The organism is Bacteroides difficilis (assembly GCF_048319815.1).
Classification (GTDB): Bacteria; Bacteroidota; Bacteroidia; order Bacteroidales; family Bacteroidaceae; genus Bacteroides; species Bacteroides zhangwenhongii.
The window spans coordinates 606,757-624,891 of sequence record NZ_CP182814.1 but is presented as its reverse complement, the minus strand read 5'-3'; the positions used below and the strand labels follow the sequence as shown (position 1 = coordinate 624,891).

The 18,135-nt window shown below is 42.4% G+C and carries 12 protein-coding genes and 1 tRNA gene; 6 read left to right on the top strand and 7 right to left on the bottom strand.

Annotated features, from left to right (window positions below):
* Positions 1–15: 15 nt before the first annotated feature.
* The 6 genes from ACNOGP_RS02375 (at position 16) to ACNOGP_RS02350 (ending at position 9,269) form a co-directional block, all read left to right on the top strand.
* Entirely contained in the window at positions 16–1,635 is a 1,620-nt protein-coding gene (locus ACNOGP_RS02375) for a RagB/SusD family nutrient uptake outer membrane protein (RefSeq protein WP_418213990.1), read from the top strand.
* An 11-nt stretch (positions 1,636–1,646) separates the two neighbouring features.
* Positions 1,647–2,939, top strand: a complete 1,293-nt coding sequence (locus ACNOGP_RS02370) for an FAD-dependent oxidoreductase (protein WP_418213989.1) — start codon at positions 1,647–1,649, stop codon at positions 2,937–2,939.
* Between the two features lie 41 nt (positions 2,940–2,980).
* The gene (locus ACNOGP_RS02365) at positions 2,981–4,345 is read left to right on the top strand and encodes an FAD-dependent oxidoreductase (protein WP_418213988.1); all 1,365 of its coding nucleotides are present in this window, start codon (positions 2,981–2,983) and stop codon (positions 4,343–4,345) included.
* 27 nt (positions 4,346–4,372) lie between these two features.
* On the top strand, positions 4,373–7,198 hold the full coding sequence (locus ACNOGP_RS02360; RefSeq protein ID WP_418213987.1) for a glycoside hydrolase family 3 C-terminal domain-containing protein: 2,826 nt from the start codon (positions 4,373–4,375) through the stop codon (positions 7,196–7,198).
* Positions 7,199–7,253: 55 nt separating this feature from the next.
* Positions 7,254–8,570 (top strand): glycosyl hydrolase family 28 protein, encoded by a 1,317-nt coding sequence (locus ACNOGP_RS02355; RefSeq protein WP_418213986.1) that lies wholly within the window; start codon positions 7,254–7,256, stop codon positions 8,568–8,570.
* A gap of 72 nt (positions 8,571–8,642) precedes the next feature.
* Entirely contained in the window at positions 8,643–9,269 is a 627-nt protein-coding gene (locus tag ACNOGP_RS02350; protein ID WP_418213985.1) for an RNA polymerase sigma-70 factor, read from the top strand.
* A 73-nt stretch (positions 9,270–9,342) separates the two neighbouring features.
* Here ACNOGP_RS02350 and ACNOGP_RS02345 read toward each other — a convergent pair.
* The 7 genes from ACNOGP_RS02345 to ACNOGP_RS02315 form a co-directional block, all read right to left on the bottom strand.
* A tRNA-Leu gene (locus ACNOGP_RS02345) sits at positions 9,343–9,424 on the bottom strand.
* A gap of 71 nt (positions 9,425–9,495) precedes the next feature.
* Positions 9,496–10,557: a S41 family peptidase gene (locus tag ACNOGP_RS02340; RefSeq protein ID WP_418213984.1), complete on the bottom strand. Its 1,062-nt coding sequence runs from the start codon at positions 10,555–10,557 to the stop codon at positions 9,496–9,498.
* Positions 10,558–10,603: 46 nt separating this feature from the next.
* The gene (locus ACNOGP_RS02335; RefSeq protein WP_272721380.1) at positions 10,604–11,470 is read right to left on the bottom strand and encodes a DUF3316 domain-containing protein; all 867 of its coding nucleotides are present in this window, start codon (positions 11,468–11,470) and stop codon (positions 10,604–10,606) included.
* A complete protein-coding gene (locus ACNOGP_RS02330; protein ID WP_195474824.1) occupies positions 11,470–14,115 on the bottom strand; it encodes a DNA gyrase/topoisomerase IV subunit A in 2,646 nt (881 codons plus the stop codon). The genes ACNOGP_RS02335 and ACNOGP_RS02330 overlap by 1 nt, the downstream gene beginning before the upstream one ends.
* Before the next feature lie 203 nt (positions 14,116–14,318).
* On the bottom strand, positions 14,319–15,662 hold the full coding sequence (locus ACNOGP_RS02325) for a Gfo/Idh/MocA family oxidoreductase (protein WP_007763650.1): 1,344 nt from the start codon (positions 15,660–15,662) through the stop codon (positions 14,319–14,321).
* Between the two features lie 330 nt (positions 15,663–15,992).
* Positions 15,993–17,318 carry a Gfo/Idh/MocA family protein gene (locus tag ACNOGP_RS02320; protein ID WP_143865094.1) on the bottom strand — a complete coding sequence of 442 codons (1,326 nt, stop codon included), beginning with the start codon at positions 17,316–17,318 and terminating at the stop codon, positions 15,993–15,995.
* A 1-nt stretch (position 17,319) separates the two neighbouring features.
* Positions 17,320–18,087: an FAD:protein FMN transferase gene (locus ACNOGP_RS02315; RefSeq protein ID WP_017143001.1), complete on the bottom strand. Its 768-nt coding sequence runs from the start codon at positions 18,085–18,087 to the stop codon at positions 17,320–17,322.
* Between the last annotated feature and the right edge of the window lie 48 nt (positions 18,088–18,135).

Genomic DNA, 18,135 nt, shown 5'->3' with positions numbered 1-18,135 from the left:
AACCTATAAATTGTAATGAACAAAATGAAAACCACTATATCAAAAATTCTATTAGCAGGTACTTTTCTTATAAGTTTCACAGCCTGTAATTTTTTGGATGAGGAGAGTGAAACTCGATATACGGCTCAATACGTATTTGAAACTGAAGAAGGACTGGAATTGGCTACAAATGCTTTGTATACATTGGATCGTAACTATCAGAATGATAAAGGGGGAGAAGCGGCCGCTACTCTGGCTTTGCGTCGCGCTACCGACTTGAGTGTGACTAAAGGAGGAACCGGTAATTTTTACGGCACTTATGATCCGAATTTTCTGAAACCCTCTGCCGCAGCGCCGGCATATATGTGGAAAGGTATGTATAATATGATTGGGAAGTGTAACGATATTATTGAAGCGGGTAAGAAACTGCCTGAGACGGATAAATTGAATAACCTGATAGCACAAGCTAAAGCTTTTCGGGCACAATCTTACTTTTTACTTTATCGTACATTCGATCGTATCTGGCTGAATACATCCTCTACGACTCCTGAAAATGTAAATGATAAACGTGTATACAGACCTGCGACAAAAGAAGAGGTGTTTGAACTATTGTATTCTGATTTGAAGTTTGCTATCAAGTATTTAGAGTGGAAACCGAAAGATATCGGACGCTTTAATCAGGCGGCTGCCCGTCACATTATGGCGGATGTGTCTCTTTGGAATGAAGACTGGGATAATGTGCTGACGCAGATTGATGCTATTGAAAAGTCGGGAGCGGGTTATGAGCTGTTGGATAATCCGGATAATATATTCAAAGGAGAAAACTTGAATCATAGCGAGGCTTTGCTAGTGCAGCAATGGAGTCGTAATCCCGGTGGAAATTTGGATACCAAAGTACCTCAAGGACATTTTCAGGCCGTATGGTTTATAGCTAATTATCGCGCAACGTTAGGAGGTGATCAGTATTGCTCGACTGAAAATTGGTTGTATGGAGCTGGACGCTGTTTCCCGAGCCCTTATTTGTTTTCACTTTATAAAGATAAGGTCGTTGATAAGCGCTATACAGCGTTTTATATTCACCAGTATAAAAATAGTTCGAACAAGACAGTGCATGGTGCAAAACCGGGTGAATATTTACCTTTGTTGTGGTCATCTTCGGGTTCGAAAAACCCACCGGTAGATCCGAATGTATATCCGGGATGTATCAAGTATGCGGATATTTGGACGCGTTCCGGTTCAGAACAGTTCTCGTATAAAGATATTATCGTATATCGTCTGGCGGAAACTTATATTATGGCGGCTGAGGCTGCTCTACGAAAAGGGGATAATATATTGGCTAAGAAATATTTCAATAAAACATGGATGCGTGCTGGAAATACAGAGTTTACGGGTACGTTGACTATGCAGGATATTATTGACGAACAGGCTCGTGAATTGGCATTGGAGGGGCAGCGTTGGTATTTCTTAAAACGGCACGGTATTTTGATATCTCAAGTGCAAAAGTATGCCGGTGATTCAAGAGCAGGAATTAGTGCGTCTATCGCAGGAAGAAAAAATCTCCTGGCAAATCCGCATTTCGTAAGATGGCCGATACCAGAGAATGAAGTTATCAGCATGGGACCTGAGAATTTTCCTCAAAATGAGGGCTATAAGTAATTGCCCAGCTGATGAAACAATATACTTTAAGGAGGAGGATTGATCTGAACGACTTCTACGATATAATAATCGTAGGGGGAGGTCCGGCAGGATGTGCAGCGGCTATTGCCGCTGCACGTGACGGATCTAAAGTGCTGTTGGTTGAGGCAACGGGGACATTGGGGGGAATGGGTACGGCAGGTATGGTTCCCGCCTGGTGTTATTTTTCCGATGGTGAGAAGATCATTTATCGCGGTATAGCCGAGAAGATTTTTACGGAAGCGCGTAAGGGAGTACCTCACGAAGCAGAAAATGCGATGGCTTGGGTAGACATCAATCCGGAGCAATTGAAATTGGTGTACGACCGTTTTGTGAAGCAATCGGGTGCCGATGTTTTGTTCTTTACCCGTTTGGCTGGCGTTGAAATGAGCAGTAAGAGTGAGGTTGATTCTCTGATATTGGCCTCCAAGCAAGGATTGACTGCTTATAAAGCGAAAGTTTATATTGACTGTACGGGAGATGGGGATCTGGCAGCTTGGGCCGGTGCTATCTATGAAATTGGTGACAGAAATCATACAATGCAGGCTGCTACTCATTGTTTTTCTTTGGCAGGAGTGGATATGTTTCAGTATACGATGGGTGTCCGGTTACATGGAGATAATACAGAAAGTCCCATTTACGAAATACTAAAGAGTGGAAAATATCCATTAATAGAGGATAATCATTTGTGCCAAAACCCGGTAGGTCCCGGAGTAGTGCAGTTCAATGCTGGGCATATCAATGTGAACACATTGGATGACAAACAATTGAGTGATGCGATGATTCGAGGACGTGAAATGGCAAATCAGTATAAAGAGGCATTGCAAGCATATCATTCGAAGGCTTTCGGGCACGCATTTGTTAATAATACAGCGCAATTGCTTGGAGTGCGTGAAGGTCGAAGAATCTTAGGTGATTATGTGCTAACGCTGGATGATTTCAAGGCACGGAGGCAGTTTCCCGACGAGATTGGACGTAACAGCTATTATGTGGACATTCATATTCCTGGTTCTGAGAGTGTGCATTATGGGAAAGGTGAATCACATGGTATTCCTTATAGGATATTGACACCCAAGGGATTTAAGAATTTGCTGGTTGCCGGACGTTGTGTTTCGTCTGACCATCTGGTGTACGGAAGTATACGAGTGATGACCAACTGTCTGGTGATGGGAGAGGCGGCAGGGACCGCTGCTAACATATTTATGCATGGTCCTCGAGATGTGCACGAAATTGATGTCCGCCAATTGCGGGGACGACTACGAGAAGCGGGACAATACTTTTTATAACCCCTCTTGCAAATCACTGTTGCGAGAAAGAGATTAAAAGAATGGATAGAAGAAAATTTGTTAAGAATATAGGCTTTCTGGGAGGAGTCATTCTCTCTGGTCTTCCTTTGAGCGAAGCGTTGGCAAAGGAAAAGGGAGATGGAAAAGCTGCAAAAGGAACCTCCGAAGTTGATTGGGATGTAATAGTTATTGGTGGAGGAGCTGCCGGCTGCGCAGCAGCTATTGCCGCAGCCCGTGAAGGTGTGCGGACATTGCTGGTTGAAGCTGCCGGTATGTTAGGAGGGATAGCTACAGCAGGTTTGTTGTCAGAGTGGATTCCAACTCCGGTTCAGGGAGATTTTAGATACAGCGGAATAGCCGGAAAAGTATTTCGTACAACTTGTGAAGATCTTGCTCCAAAACTACAGAATCGAATGTACAACACGCCTATTCCAACCGAAATTTTGAAAAGTACGTACGAGTGTCTAGTGGATGAGGCTGGAGTGGAGATATGGCTTAATTCTCGAGCGATAGAAGTGAATATGCATAGTGCAGGAAGGATTGAGTCGCTGACTGTTGCTTCTATTTCGGGAATAACGGTTTGCCGGGGGAAAGTCTTTATCGATTGTACGGGGAGTGCAGAGATTGCCGGACGTGCAGGAGTTTCTTTCCAAAAGATGGGGAGAGAAGCGGTATGGCAGAATCCGGGTTTTAACTTTCGGGTTGGAAACGTTGATTATTATACATATACTTATCAGTTTAATGCACAGCGGAAAGCGAATGAAAAGGTGATTGAGGAACTTGTGCAATCAGGCAAATATCCATTGCTGAAAAAATCGCATTTTAGGTATTCGTTGACAAATCCTTCGGTAGTTACGTTTAAACTAGATGATGCCCTTGGTAGGCTGGAAGGAGAGGATGTACGATCTATATCGAAAGCGCTTGTGCAAGGAAGAAGTATTGCCATACAGATGTTACAGGCTTTACAAGAATATTTTCCGGAAACTTTCGCTTCTGCGGTATTGTTGGATAGTGCGACGCAACTTTATGTTCCTTCGCGAAGAATTATCGGTAAATATATCTTGACAGGGGAGGATTTGAAGAATCGTCGTGGTTTTAGTGATGAAGTGGGTAGGAATGGTTATATTGTCGGCACGATGTATGCGTATGAAAAAGGAGATAGTCATGGTATTCCTTATGGAGCATTGATCTCTAAAGAAGTCGAGAATTTGCTGGTGGCCGGAAGTGGTATTTCCGTCGATATAGAAAGTTATGAAACATTGAGTACGATACCGGTTTGCCTAGTTACGGGAGAAGCGGCAGGGGTGGCGGCCGGGTTGGTGGCAAAAATGCGAAAGACCGATGTGAACTCCATTGATATAGCTATGTTGCGAGACGGATTACAGAGGGAAAGCAGGAATATTTAAAACGTAAATCAATAAAAGAACAATCTGATGAAATATATCAAACTTACATTATGCTGCTTCTTATTCATAATTACGATAGTTACTTATGGGCAGAAAACGTCTGTGATTCCTTCTGCTAAAGAGCTGGTGGCCTATAAACTTCCACGAAACGAAATGTACAAGAAGGGATGGATTGATTTTAACAAGAATGGGGTGATGGATACTTATGAGAACCCGGATGCTTCTTTGGATGCCCGTGTTGAGAATCTACTCTCACAGATGACGGTGGAAGAGAAAACCTGTCAAATGGTTACTTTATATGGTTTTAAACGAGTATTGACAGATGATTTGCCAACTCCGGCATGGAAAACTAAATTATGGAAAGATGGGATGGGAGCAATTGATGAGCATTTGAATGGCTTTCAGCAATGGGGACTACCACCTTCTGACAATCCATTTGTCTGGCCTGCATCGTTGCATGCTTGGGCATTGAATGAAGTGCAACGGTTCTTTATAGAAGAGACACGATTGGGAGTACCTGTCGATTTCACGAATGAGGGAATTCGTGGTGTGGAAAGTTTTAAGGCAACCAATTTTCCGACTCAGCTGGGAATAGGGCATACCTGGAATCGAGAGTTAGTACATCGGATCGGAACGATCACGGGGCGTGAAGCTCGTTTACTTGGATATACCAATATATATGCACCTGTACTTGATGTGGGGCGTGATCAACGTTGGGGACGCTATGAAGAAGTGTATGGTGAAAGCCCTTACTTGGTGGCGGAATTGGGCATAGAAATGGCAAAAGGGTTACAAAAGGATTATCAGGTAGCAGCTACAGCAAAGCATTTTATTGCTTACAGCAATAATAAAGGTGCACGTGAGGGTATGGCACGTGTCGATCCACAAATGTCACCTCGCGAAGTGGAGAATATACATGTTTATCCGTGGAAACGCGTTATCAAGGAAGGTGGTATTCTTGGAGCTATGAGTTCTTATAACGATTACGATGGATTTCCTATCCAAAGTAGTTATTATTGGTTGACAACTCGACTTCGCCAGGATATGGGTTTCAGAGGGTATGTTGTTTCAGACAGCGATGCTGTAGAATATCTTTATTCCAAACATGGTACTGCCATTGATATGAAAGAAGCTGTTCTCCAGGCGGTGGAAGCCGGATTAAATGTCCGCTGTACATTTCGTTCACCAGAATCGTTTGTATTGCCTTTACGTGAATTGATAGCTGAAGGAGCTATTGCTATGGAAACGATTAATGATCGGGTACGTGATATTCTTAGGGTAAAGTTCCTTATTGGTTTATTTGATACCCCTTATCAAATGAATTTGAAGCAGGCAGATATGGAAGTAAATAGCTTGAAGAACCAGAAAATTGCTTTGCAAGCTTCCCGTGAGTCGATTGTATTATTAAAAAACAGTGAAAAAACATTGCCTCTTTCAAAAGAATCAGTGAAGACGATAAGTGTATGTGGCCCTAATGCTGATGACACCAGCTATGCCTTGACTCATTATGGACCACTCGCTGTTGAGGTGACTACTGTATTGCAAGGAATCAAGGAGAAAGTAGGAGAGAAGGTTCACGTACTTTATACACAGGGCTGCCAACTGGTAGATAAGAACTGGCCTGAATCAGAAATACTACCTCAAGAACCCGATGCGAAAGAAAAGGCAGAGATTGAAAAAGCAGTCGAAAATGCCCGGAAAAGCGATGTGGCAATTGTAGTACTTGGAGGTAACAACCGTACTTGTGGAGAAAATAAATCGCGTACCAGCTTGGAACTTCCAGGACATCAACTACAATTATTACAAGCGGTCGTGAGTGTGGGTAAACCCGTTGTGTTGATTCTTGTGAACGGACGTCCCTTAGCTATTAATTGGGCGGATAAGTATGTGGATGCTATCCTGGAAGCCTGGTATCCGGGGTCGCAAGGAGGAAAAGCGGTTGCCGATATTCTTTTTGGCGATTATAATCCGGGTGGTAAACTGACTGTAACTTTTCCAAAAACAGTCGGACAAATTCCGTTTAACTTTCCTTATAAACCGTCTTCGCAAGTGGACGGAGGCAATAAGCTTGGTTTAGAAGGAGATATGAGTCGCGTGAATGGTGCACTTTATCCTTTTGGATATGGATTGAGTTACACAACTTTTGAGTATTCGGGTTTGACTGTTTCACCTGAACGGATCACGCCTAAACAAGAAACGACTGTCTGTTTTTCCGTAAAGAATACCGGCAATGTAGCTGGTGATGAAGTGGTACAGTTATACATTCGCGATCTTCTAAGTAGTGTTACTACTTTTGAGAAGAACTTATGCGGATTTGAACGCGTACATCTCGCTCCCGGTGAGAGTAAGGTAGTAACCTTTAAAATTCTTCCACGTGATTTGGAATTGATGAATCGGAAAGGCGATTGGGTAGTAGAACCGGGAGAATTTAAACTGATGGTGGGAGCCTCTTCGGAGGATATTCGTCAGGAGAAAAGTTTGTGGGTATTACCTTATTCCGAATGTAATATTCTAGAAAGAAAAACATCTTCCGGTTCCTACCTTTCGGTTTTGGACAATGATCCGAATACTTGCTGGACCGGAAATAAAGGTGACTATCTCAATATTCCGATGAATGCTACTGGCGGGGCGAATAATATCGGTATTCGCTGGAAAGTTCCTGCTGAGAAATTCGAAATTCAGGTATCAGCTGGCGGAGGACAGTTTTTGACTATTTACAATGGCTTTTCCGAAACTGCAGGAGAAATGATTTTTTATCCGCTGGATAAGAAAGTCATTAGTGATATACGAATTTTACTTACTCAAGGGAGCGCTTCCATTTCAGAAATTAAGATAGATGGAGTTAAAATGTGACAAACTATAATTATAATAACTACTAATTTTTATGATCATGAGAAAAAATATTCAAATGAATTGTATGTTTCAGCTTTTGCTGACACTCTTGCTGATAGCCGGATGTAGTTCCTCCGATGATGGACCCGAAAGTCCTGATACTTCTAATCGAACTGTTTTACGGCAAGATAAAGATTTTAGCGTGAATTCGATGGACTTGGGTAGATATGTCCGATTAGGGTTAAATCAGGAAAGTGCAGATTTGGAATTTACCTTGGGTACAAACTCTGTGCAAAAAGTAGAAGTACGACCTGCTAACTTGGGTATTAGTTACGATGTAAAGGGTAATAAACTTACTTTGCTTGATGTTAGACCTTGTAAGGCTACGGTGATTATCAATGAAGATTACAGGAATCCAATCTATCTTTTTGTAGATGGAAGAACACCTGCTGAATGGAATAAATTGCCGGCAAGCACGATTCGCTATGCTAAAGGTACTCATACTGAAAACTTAATTATTGATCAAGATAATACGACTGTATTCTTAGAGGAAGGGGCATCCTTGGTCGGATATATCCAATCCAACGGCCATAAAAACATACGTATTTTAGGTTATGGAGTAATTGATGGCCGTAATGCCCAGAGAGCAATACGTATGGAGAAATGTAGTAATATTGAAGTCTGTGGACCTGTTATTATGAGTCGGGCCGGTTGGACCACTTCCTACTTTGAATGTGATCAGATACATATACATGATGTAAAGATATTAGGAGCACAGGTTTACTCGGATGGCATTGATTTGGTGGGGACGTCAAACGTGACTGTAGACAATGTTTTTGTTCGTACTGAGGATGACTGTATTGTTATCAAAACAAATAAGTATGGATTTTCCGGAAATGTGGAAAATATCACCGTGAAAAATTCGGTGTTGTGGGGTGGTCCTAGTGGCAATTGCATGGAAATTGGCTGGGAGCTTGATGGAACTTATTTGCGGAATATCGGCTTTGAGAATATGGATGTGGTTCGTTTGGAAACATCGCTCAACAGATTTAAACATGGTGCCATCACTATTCACCAATGTGGTAACTCTACAATTTCCAATGTATCGTATAAGAATATTCGTATGGAAGATGTCAATGAGCAACTTGTGTGGATTGAGCTCATCCCTGCCCGTACAGATGGCTGGGGAAGTGGAGGTGGAAACATTGACAATATCCATTTTGAAAATATGGAATATACTCAAGGTGAAGATAATGATATTTTGATTAAAAAATCAGATTCGGGAACTATTACTAATGTTACTTTTTCTGGGCTTAAATACAAGGGAAAGACGGTAGCTGCTATTTCTGACCCTATATTTGATATAGTTGATGCACAAGTGAAAATAGAATAGTATTTTCCTTCCTGCCGATAATCGTCTTTATAGATTTTTTCGTATATTTGTGAAATAAATCTATAATAAATCATGAATTTATACGGTGATGAAGCATTCTTGATAGAATCTCTCAGTAGCGGAAATCGGGAGGCTTTCGAGTATGTATTTAAGAAGTACTATCAAAGACTCGTGAGCTTTGCTGGTCGGTATATTCAGAATAAAGATATTGTGGAAGATATTGTTCAGGATTGTTATGCTGTCTTGTGGGAAAAATGCTCAACAGTTGCATCTATTTCCATTTCAGTATCCGCTTTTTTGTTTGCAATGGTTCGGAATAGTTGCCTGAATTACCTTCGACATGAGCAGGTAATCCAAAAATATGAAGTTGAGTATCTGGCTTACTCGCAAGGAGAAGAAAGACTTTATCATGCTGATTTCGGATTGGAGATTGAGCATAAACTCCTTTATGAGGAGCTACAAGAGAAGATCGCCCAAGTTGTGGAATCTTTGCCCGAACGCTGTCGTGAAGTTTTTATCATGAGCCGCTTTGAAGGATTGAAAAACAGAGAGATTGCTCAAAAACTGAATATTTCTACCACAGCGGTAGAAAAGCATATATCAAAAGCAATGCTCAGATTCTCAGAGCGATTCAGAGACGAATATTCATTTGATATTTATATTATCGTCATAGCTTGGTTGATAGAGCCAATGTTTTAAACTGTCTTTATACAAAAAAGCCCCTAAAATATCCGTTTTAGGGGCTTTTTAACTGTAAATACAGTGTAGTATGTGCGGATGATAGGACTCGAACCTACACGCCTCACGGCACCAGATCCTAAGTCTGGCGCGGCTACCAATTACGCCACATCCGCATGCGTCGCTTTTGTTTAGCGGTGCAAAGATAGGAAGATTTTCTGATTTGACAAATAATTCGGTAATAAAGTTATTCACTTAATATTTCAAATGCCCTTTCAATCAGTGCATCCTTCTTTTGTGATTCTGCATCTCCATGCTCTATTCCCTCTTCCAGAATCTTATCCATATTTACGTATATATCTGGCTCTATTCCATTTTCCAGAGGCTTTTTATACTTGTTAAAGTGAGGACTGGCTGAGAAGCGAACACTCCAACCATTGGGTAATTCTGAAGAGAAAGGTAGCCCGGAACCGCCTCCGGTTTGGTCGCCTACCTGAAAAATTCTTTGCTCTTCGTTATCGTTGTTTAGGCTGTGCATGGCATTCACAAAATCGTTCGTGGCACTGTAGCAACGACGATTGGTAAGTAAAACTACTTTTTTCTGCCAACGGATGCTATTAGAGGGTTCCAGGTAGATCGGCTCCATTTCAGAAAAGTCATTATGTCCCGGACCGGTTTTGTGCCGGATATATCCGGTCAATGTCTTTTCGTTGGTGAAACGGGCGGCAATACGGGTGGAATTAGTCAGGTTTCCTCCTCCGTTGTCGCGTACATCAATGATTAATCCGTTGCAGAGCTTCAAATAATCGAGTACATGGTCTAAATTACCGTCTCCAACTCCGGCACTAAAACTTTCGTAGCGGATATAACCTATATTATTATCGAATATTTTATATTTCAAACCGGCAGATGTACGATAACCGGAACTGGCACTTCCCAAATAGTAATTGTATAAGATATCCTCTCTATAGTTCCAAGGATATCCTTGATACCAGGCATCGTAATATGAGATACGACTAGAGGAAGAGAGGTTGACGTGCCCGTCTTTCAACTCATATAGCATTTGACTTAGTATATCGAACAGGTCGTCATCCGAAATTCCGGGTTTCACCAGTTTTCCATACTTGTCGTGAACAGCGTCCCAATCAATGCCTTTCTCTTCCAAAAAACAATACCGTTCATCAATAATCTTCCATAGTTGCTCGAAGTTTCCTACAGGATCATTGGCATATTCCTCTTCCCTGATACATCCGGTCACTACCGGAAGACAACAGAGCAGCCAAAGTATTTGTCTAATATTATTTCTCATTCTTAATCTTGTATTAACTCTCAACTCTCAATTTTCAACTCTCAACTTAATAAGCTCTTACCGATGACGGTAAAACACTAGCTCCTTTTTTGTTTCGGATGCGGTATAATTCCTTCACAAATCCTACCATAAACACATGCGAGTAGGTGTGTGTCTTGATATTGTTTACATTGGATTGCTGCAAATCAGCCAGATAACTGAAACGCATTTTAGTATATCCTATCGGGAAATCGATGGATAGCATTTGCCGGAGTGAAGGCTGGTTATGTAAAGAAGTAAACTTGATGACTCCTCCTGCATTTCCCAGCGAGAATATCTCATAATAAGATTGTCCGTAATGAGGGGAAAACATGACTCCCATTACCGGCAAATTCATTTGATAGCGCAATACCATCGGGTAACGTTTGATTTTCAAGTGCCAAATAGCCATTCCTGATGCATCCAGATTGATATATGCCCGTGCCGAAGCCGGGTTGTTTGTGTTCCGAAGATTATAGACAAAACCTCCGTTGGCGTCTATCAATCCTCCTGCCAACAGTTTGAAGTTCTCTGTCAGGCGGAACTGATAATGGAGCCCGTAGTTCCAGTTCACCAATCCGGAAAATGTATTGTTATTGTCGACGCGGTTATGCGTATAACCGATATCCGCTTGGAAAAAATTCTGTACAGACACATTCCCGTCAAAAAGTTTAGTCATACGGATTGTTTCGCGGGAAACGCGGAAGTCGATTCCTTTGTATTCCTGAGGCGAAAGATAAGTGTCGAACACGTTCGTAAATCCGACACCGTACATCGTTGCACGTGTTACATAACGGTGGATTTGCAGACTGTCTGTTGTCTGCGCTTGTAATCTTGTGCAAAGGGCGAACAGGATGCATCCTGCCAGCCCTAGATATAGTGTTTGTTTCTTCATCAGAATAACTTCATCTGCCCCGTGATTTCATCAATAATATCGCCTTCACTCTTGTCACTGTCCGGATCCAGATTCTCCGGTTCTTCTTCCGGCTCCTCTTGACTCTCTTGTACAGGCTCGGGGAAGCGGGTAGGTTCCAGCTCGTTAATAGTTTCCACTGCGTAGGTGGTGATACGTTTGCCTTTCGCTTTGAAACCTTTGACTGCGATAAATTCTTCGGCTTCAATCTCCAGCGGATCACGGAAGCTATCGTGTCCTCCGAATATAACTTCCAGGCGCGGATAGTACTCGTCCGTCAGCAGAATAAGGCGATTGTTCTTATTCTCTCCCAGATAGTTCTGCTTGCGGTTGGAACCTTCAAAGCAGAAACGTTTCAAATATGGATAATTCTGTTGGTCTGCATCATATAGTGCGGCAGTCCATACCTTGTTGGGATCGAACTTCTCGACAATACTTACATTATCTTCGTAATGGTTGCTCAGGTCGAAGTTGCTGGTATAAAAATCACCGTTGTTCAAGACAACCAATATGGTGTCCTCACTTTGGAATTCTCCGAGATATTCTCCTCTTCCGTCGTAGTTGAGGCGGAGTATATCCCGATCAAACCAGACTTTACGTCCTCCGAGAGTAGAACCGCCTTTCTGTTTCAAGGCGATCTTATGTACCGGGAGCCGGGTGAGGATAATGCCTCGTGCCTGTCTTCCTTTGATGCCTACTTCGCTAAAGTCCTGTTCAAAGATAATACGGCGGACACGCGGGTTCGGTTTCAGTGTCACCTTGATGATTTCGGCCTCCCCGTTCGGATTGGCGCTGAAATAAGTGATACGTGAGTCCGGAGTTCCTTGAGTGACATCGTATTCACGGTCGCGGACAACGGAGGTTACAGCGAAGCGTTTGACGTACGTTGTCCCTTCTTTTCCGTCACGGTAGGCCACGTTGTAAATTGTGCGCTTGTCGTTCTTCTTGAATACATTGACATAGAGCACGTTTTTACCGACAAACTTCTTATCGGCGACGGGAGTAACAATATATTTACCGTCGCGGAAGAAGATGATAACGTCGTCAATATCCGAACAGCACGCCACAAACTCATCTTTCTTCAAACTTGTTCCGATGAATCCTTCTTCACGGTTGATATAAAGTTTTTCGTTCGCTTCCACTACTTTGGCAGCTTCGATGGTGTCGAAGTTCCGGAGTTCCGTGCGGCGCGGGAAATTCTTGCCGTATTTGTTCTTCAGCATTTGATACCAGTTGACGGTATAATCTACGATGTGAGCCAGATGGTTATCAATCTCGGCAATTTCCTCTTTCATCTTGGCGATCAGTTCATCCGCCTTGTCTGAATTGAATTTTAGGATACGTCCCATTTTGATTTCCATCAGCTTGAGGATGTCCTCTTTGGTTACTTCACGGATAAACTGCGGATAATAAGGTGTCAGACGCTTGTCGATATGTTCGCAGGCTGCATCCATGTCTTTGGACTGCTCGAACTCTTTATCTTTATAGATGCGTTCTTCGATAAATATCTTTTCGAGGGAGGCGAAATGCAATGCTTCCAGTATTTCACTTTTCTTAATTTCCAGTTCCTGCTTCAGTAAATCCAACGTGTTGTCTGCCGACTTTTTCAGTACTTTACTGATGGTTAGGAAATGTGGCTTGCTGTCATCAATGACACAACAGTTGGGGGAAATGCTTACTTCGCAATCAGTGAATGCATACAGTGCATCGATAGTCTTGTCCGAAGAAGTGCCGGGCGCAAGATGTACCAGTATCTCTACGTTGGCAGCCGTGTTGTCGTCTACCTTACGGATTTTGATCTTTCCTTTATCAACAGCTTTCAAGATAGAGTCGATCACTGTTGAAGTCGTCTTTCCGTATGGAATTTCTGTGATAGCAAGTGTTTTATTATCAATCTTAGTGATCTTGGCACGTACTTTCACCGCTCCGCCGCGTTCTCCGTCGTTGTATTTGGCTACATCGATAGAACCTCCTGTCTGGAAATCAGGATACAGTTGGAATTCCTCTCCACGCAGGTAGCTGATGGAGGCGTCGCAAAGTTCGTTGAAGTTATGCGGTAGAATTTTGGAAGAAAGTCCCACGGCGATACCTTCCACGCCTTGTGCCAACAATAACGGGAATTTCACGGGAAGAGTGACCGGTTCTTTGTTTCGTCCGTCGTAAGAAAGTTTCCATTCTGTTGTTTTAGGATTGAAGACAACATCCAGCGCAAATTTGGACAAGCGTGCTTCTATATAACGGGGAGCAGCGGCGCCGTCTCCGGTAAGGATATTACCCCAGTTACCCTGACAATCAATCAACAGGTCTTTCTGTCCCAACTGTACCAGGGCATCTCCGATAGAAGCATCACCGTGAGGGTGGAACTGCATGGTGTGTCCCACAATGTTAGCCACTTTGTTATATCGTCCGTCGTCCAGACGTTTCATGGAATGTAGGATACGGCGTTGTACCGGCTTCAAACCATCGTTGATATGAGGCACGGCACGTTCCAGAATAACGTATGAAGCATAGTCCAGAAACCAATTCTGGTACATGCCTGTGAGCTGATGTTTTACGCTTTCGTCCCGTGCGTCCGCCGGTTTGTAATCTGAATGTCCTTCCGGTATCTCGTTGATTTCGTCACTCATAAATTTGTATATACTATTATTTTAACGCATACGCAGGCAAAAATACAAAAATAAAAGAGATTTCGGAAAAGAAAGGGGGATATTCCGAATGTTAAAAGGGTATAAATCAGCTTATGGAAGAAAAGAATAAAGGCATATCTTGGACTAGATATACCTTTATGTGAAATTATAGACCTAATGAAAACGGGAAATGTAGATATGGTTTAAACACGTATTTCCCAACCTTTTTCATACTCTCTTCCCCAAAGCTTATTGGCTTCAAGGTCGTTGAGAATACGGCCGCTTCCCGGATCGATTTGTAATGAATGGCCGACGCGCTGAGCAATATTACCCAATTGTACTAGCTGGGTACTGATACAGGCATCTACAATTCCGGAGTTTAACTTAGTACCTTTGCGGATAGCGTCAAACCAGTTCCGGAAATGAAAAGAATCTAATTTCTCCGAAGGATTTAGCAGGTTGCCGGTTTCAAACTTTAAATCACTCTTTACTTCTTTGATTGTCTTACCTTTGATATCTGTTATTTTATATTCGTTGCCGCCACCGATAAAGATGGTTCCCGTATCTCCATAGAATGCTGTTCCTACTCCATATCCGTCTACCGGCATTGTGTTGCAACTACGTCCCTCCCATGAGAAAGACGCTTCGTCGCCAAATTGGAAAGTGATGAGTTGGGTGTCCGGTGTTTGCCAATCATCCTGATAGCGGTAACGTCCACCGATAGAGTCTACTTTTGTGGGGTAGTCTACTCCCAATCCCCAGCGTAGCATATCTACAAAGTGCGTTCCGTTGTTTAAAGCTTCTCCGGTTCCCCAGTTCCAGAACCAATGCCAGTTGTAATGAATAAAGTTGTCTTTGAAATCGGGTACACGAGGAGCGGGGCCCTGCCACAAATCCCAGTCTAGATAATCCGGTACGGGAATTACTTTGCCGGTTCCGATAGATGGGCGGTTGTTGACATACCATGATTTGGCATATCTCACTTTGCCGATAGTGCCCGATTTGATTTCTTCCATCGCTTTGATTACATTCGGGAACGATCTGCGTTGGTTGCCTACTTGAACAACTCGATTGTACTTTAATGTTGCCCGTACCAACATTTCGTTTTCTGCCGGATTATGGCTGGTAGGTTTTTCCAGGTAGACATGTTTGCCTGCTTGCATTGCCATGATGGCGGCTTTGGCATGCCAATGGTCCGGAGTGGCAATTACTACCGCTTCAAATTCATTGGATTCCAACATCTTGCGTATATCTTTTTCTCCTTTGGGAGTTCGGCCGGTCAGTTTGCGGATAGCGGCCTGGCATTTTTCAAGTGCTCGGGAGTCAACATCGCAAATGTATGTAACTTCACAATCGGGTTGTTTGGCAAATCCTTGAGCGAGAGCATTGCCTCTGGAATTTACACCAATAACTCCGATACGTATTTTTTCGTTAGCTCCCAGAATATCTTGATACCTGTTGGAACCGAATCCCGGAAGAATACTTCCTAAAGAAAGGGCAGCTGTGCCTGCCACTGTTTTTTTGATGAAATCTCTTCTTGTAGTCATAGTATTTATTTTTTCTCAAAATTAGGTTGTTATTGGGATATATGAATGGGCTTTTCCGTCATTTTTCCTTCAAAAAACGTAATTCTTTTATTTTCTCCTTCGGAAAAGGTAGAAAAAAGCATTGTAAATTCCTCGAGGAATCCATAGTAGGAAGTAAATGAGAAAGCTGATGACAATCACATATCCGATTTGGGATATTAATTCAATCCATGGCCGGGTGTAGACAATGACGGCAATGATATTGATGATAAATGCCAGTATGAAACTTAAAAGATAGATATTTCTTTCTCGTTTCAGTTTTTTTGATGTGATGATAATATCTTTCATGATTTAGAATTTCATATAAGGTATTTTATATTCGTCGGGGAAGAGAATGCTGCGTTGCTCATCCATGGCTTGATTGCCAAGCAAGCATAGAACAGTTGAGCAATATGCTTCTTCCACTACATTTTGCGCTTTTTCTCCGGTTATGCAGGATTGGCAAAAAGAAGACAGGATAATATCCGAACCGTCTTTATCTGCTCCGATCATGCTTAGCCCACTGTTTACATGAATATCTCCGTCAATGATAAAATGTGGTGTATATTCCATTTTTGTCTCTGGTCTCCAACTCGGTCCTGCGGTTGGTATGGCTGCAAAAACTTTATCTTTTACCTGCCCGATCAACTGTCGGATACCCGATGTTGAATGATCCTCCTCCAGATAATAAATACCTTTTGCCATTTCCATTGTCCCCTTACTTCCGAGTATCTGGTCCTCCATACCGTTGAACTTGTTGGCAATTAGTGATTCGTATGCTATTTTGATTCCGTCGGAGTATCTGTAGGTTACATTGACGCTGTCATATACTTCCCGTCCGTCTTTCCAATATACGATATCCCCCATACCCATAATGGATTCCGGAATCCTTCCGGCTGCCCAATTACAAACTTCCAATTGATGGCAGGCTAGTTCGGTCATTAATCCTCCGGAGCTTTCCTTGTATAGTCTCCAATTGATCTTCCGTTCCAGTTCGGGAGAGGGAACCGGACGACGCCAATCCGCATTACGGAACCAGTGGCAGCGCAGGCCTACCACATCTCCGATAAGGCCGGAATGAATCATTTGCATTCCCTTGATGTATTTTTCATCATACATACGTTGCATGCAAAAATAAAGTGCCTGGTTGGTATGTATGTAAGTGTCGTAGATTTCTTTGCATTCATCTAATGTACGTGCCATTGCTTTTTCACAAAAGACGTGTTTCCCGGCGGCTAGTGCGTCTAGTACCATAGGAGCGTGCCAGTTCAAAGGAGTGGAGATAATGACTCCGTCAATGTCTTTGGATTCTAATAGTTTACGATAATCCGTATATGGCTTGGCAGTGGGACAAAGTTTCAACGCCTGTTGAAGGTTTGGAGCATAATTGTCACATAAAGCGACGATTTGCGCATGAGGTATCTCTTTTAGGTTATGAATATGATATTGCCCTCTGGAACCGGTACCGATTAGGGCTACCCGTGCTTTCTCATGTTTGATCTCTTTTAGTTTTTCCGGAGTGCAAGAGGTAAGCCATGGAGTCGTTGCTAACAAAGCAGTCCCTCCAGCTACGTATCCCAGATTCTTTATGAATTGTCTGAGACCTAGATCTACTCCCTTTTTGTTTTTATCTTTCATATTATAAATCGTATAGAGTTGCTTGTATATCTTTAAAGTTCTTTGCAATATGCTCCCGTTGCCTGTGGTCGGCAATCATCCAGACTGTACTGAGTATTTCCGCTTCCAAAGGATCGGGGGATAATATGGTACTCGCTTTCCGTTCACCGTTATATATCCCGGTAAGTGGATTGATGATGTGCCGATTGTATTGTAACGTGTTGCCTGAAGTTGATAATGCGCAGTCTTTCAGGTTGAATTCTTTTAAAATGCTTTGGTTGTATGGGTTCAGAAAACTTACTTTCCAACAATTGCCGTAAGGATGATGTCCCATACCTAGTATCGAACTGTTGCCAAAATCTATAAAAGCATCCTGCAAATTTTCTTGTTGGAGGATATTCCTGATTTTTTGTAGTGCATAACCTTTCGCGAATCCTCCGAAATCGAGTGTGAGTTCGGATGCAGGCAAAGAAATGTGTCGGTTACAGAATTGTATTTCCGAGAAATCCTTCAACGTAATGTCGAAGAGATGGAACGTGTGTTCATAGTAGTACTGGCAGAGTTGAAGAATATTACCTAATTCAGCGCTGATAGGAATGGAGTTCTGAGAATGTAAGGAGTTGATTTTGCTAACTTCACTTTTCGGGTCAAAGCGATTTAATATTCTATCCAGGTATTCCAGTTCATTTGTGATAGTTACCCATATCCGGTGTAATAGAGTAACATCAGGATGAATGATCAAGATATCAAATCGTGTCCCCATGATATGAGGAATGAATCCATGAAACATGGATTCATTATCATAATATTGGTATCTTGTTGCTGACATTCTATTGAT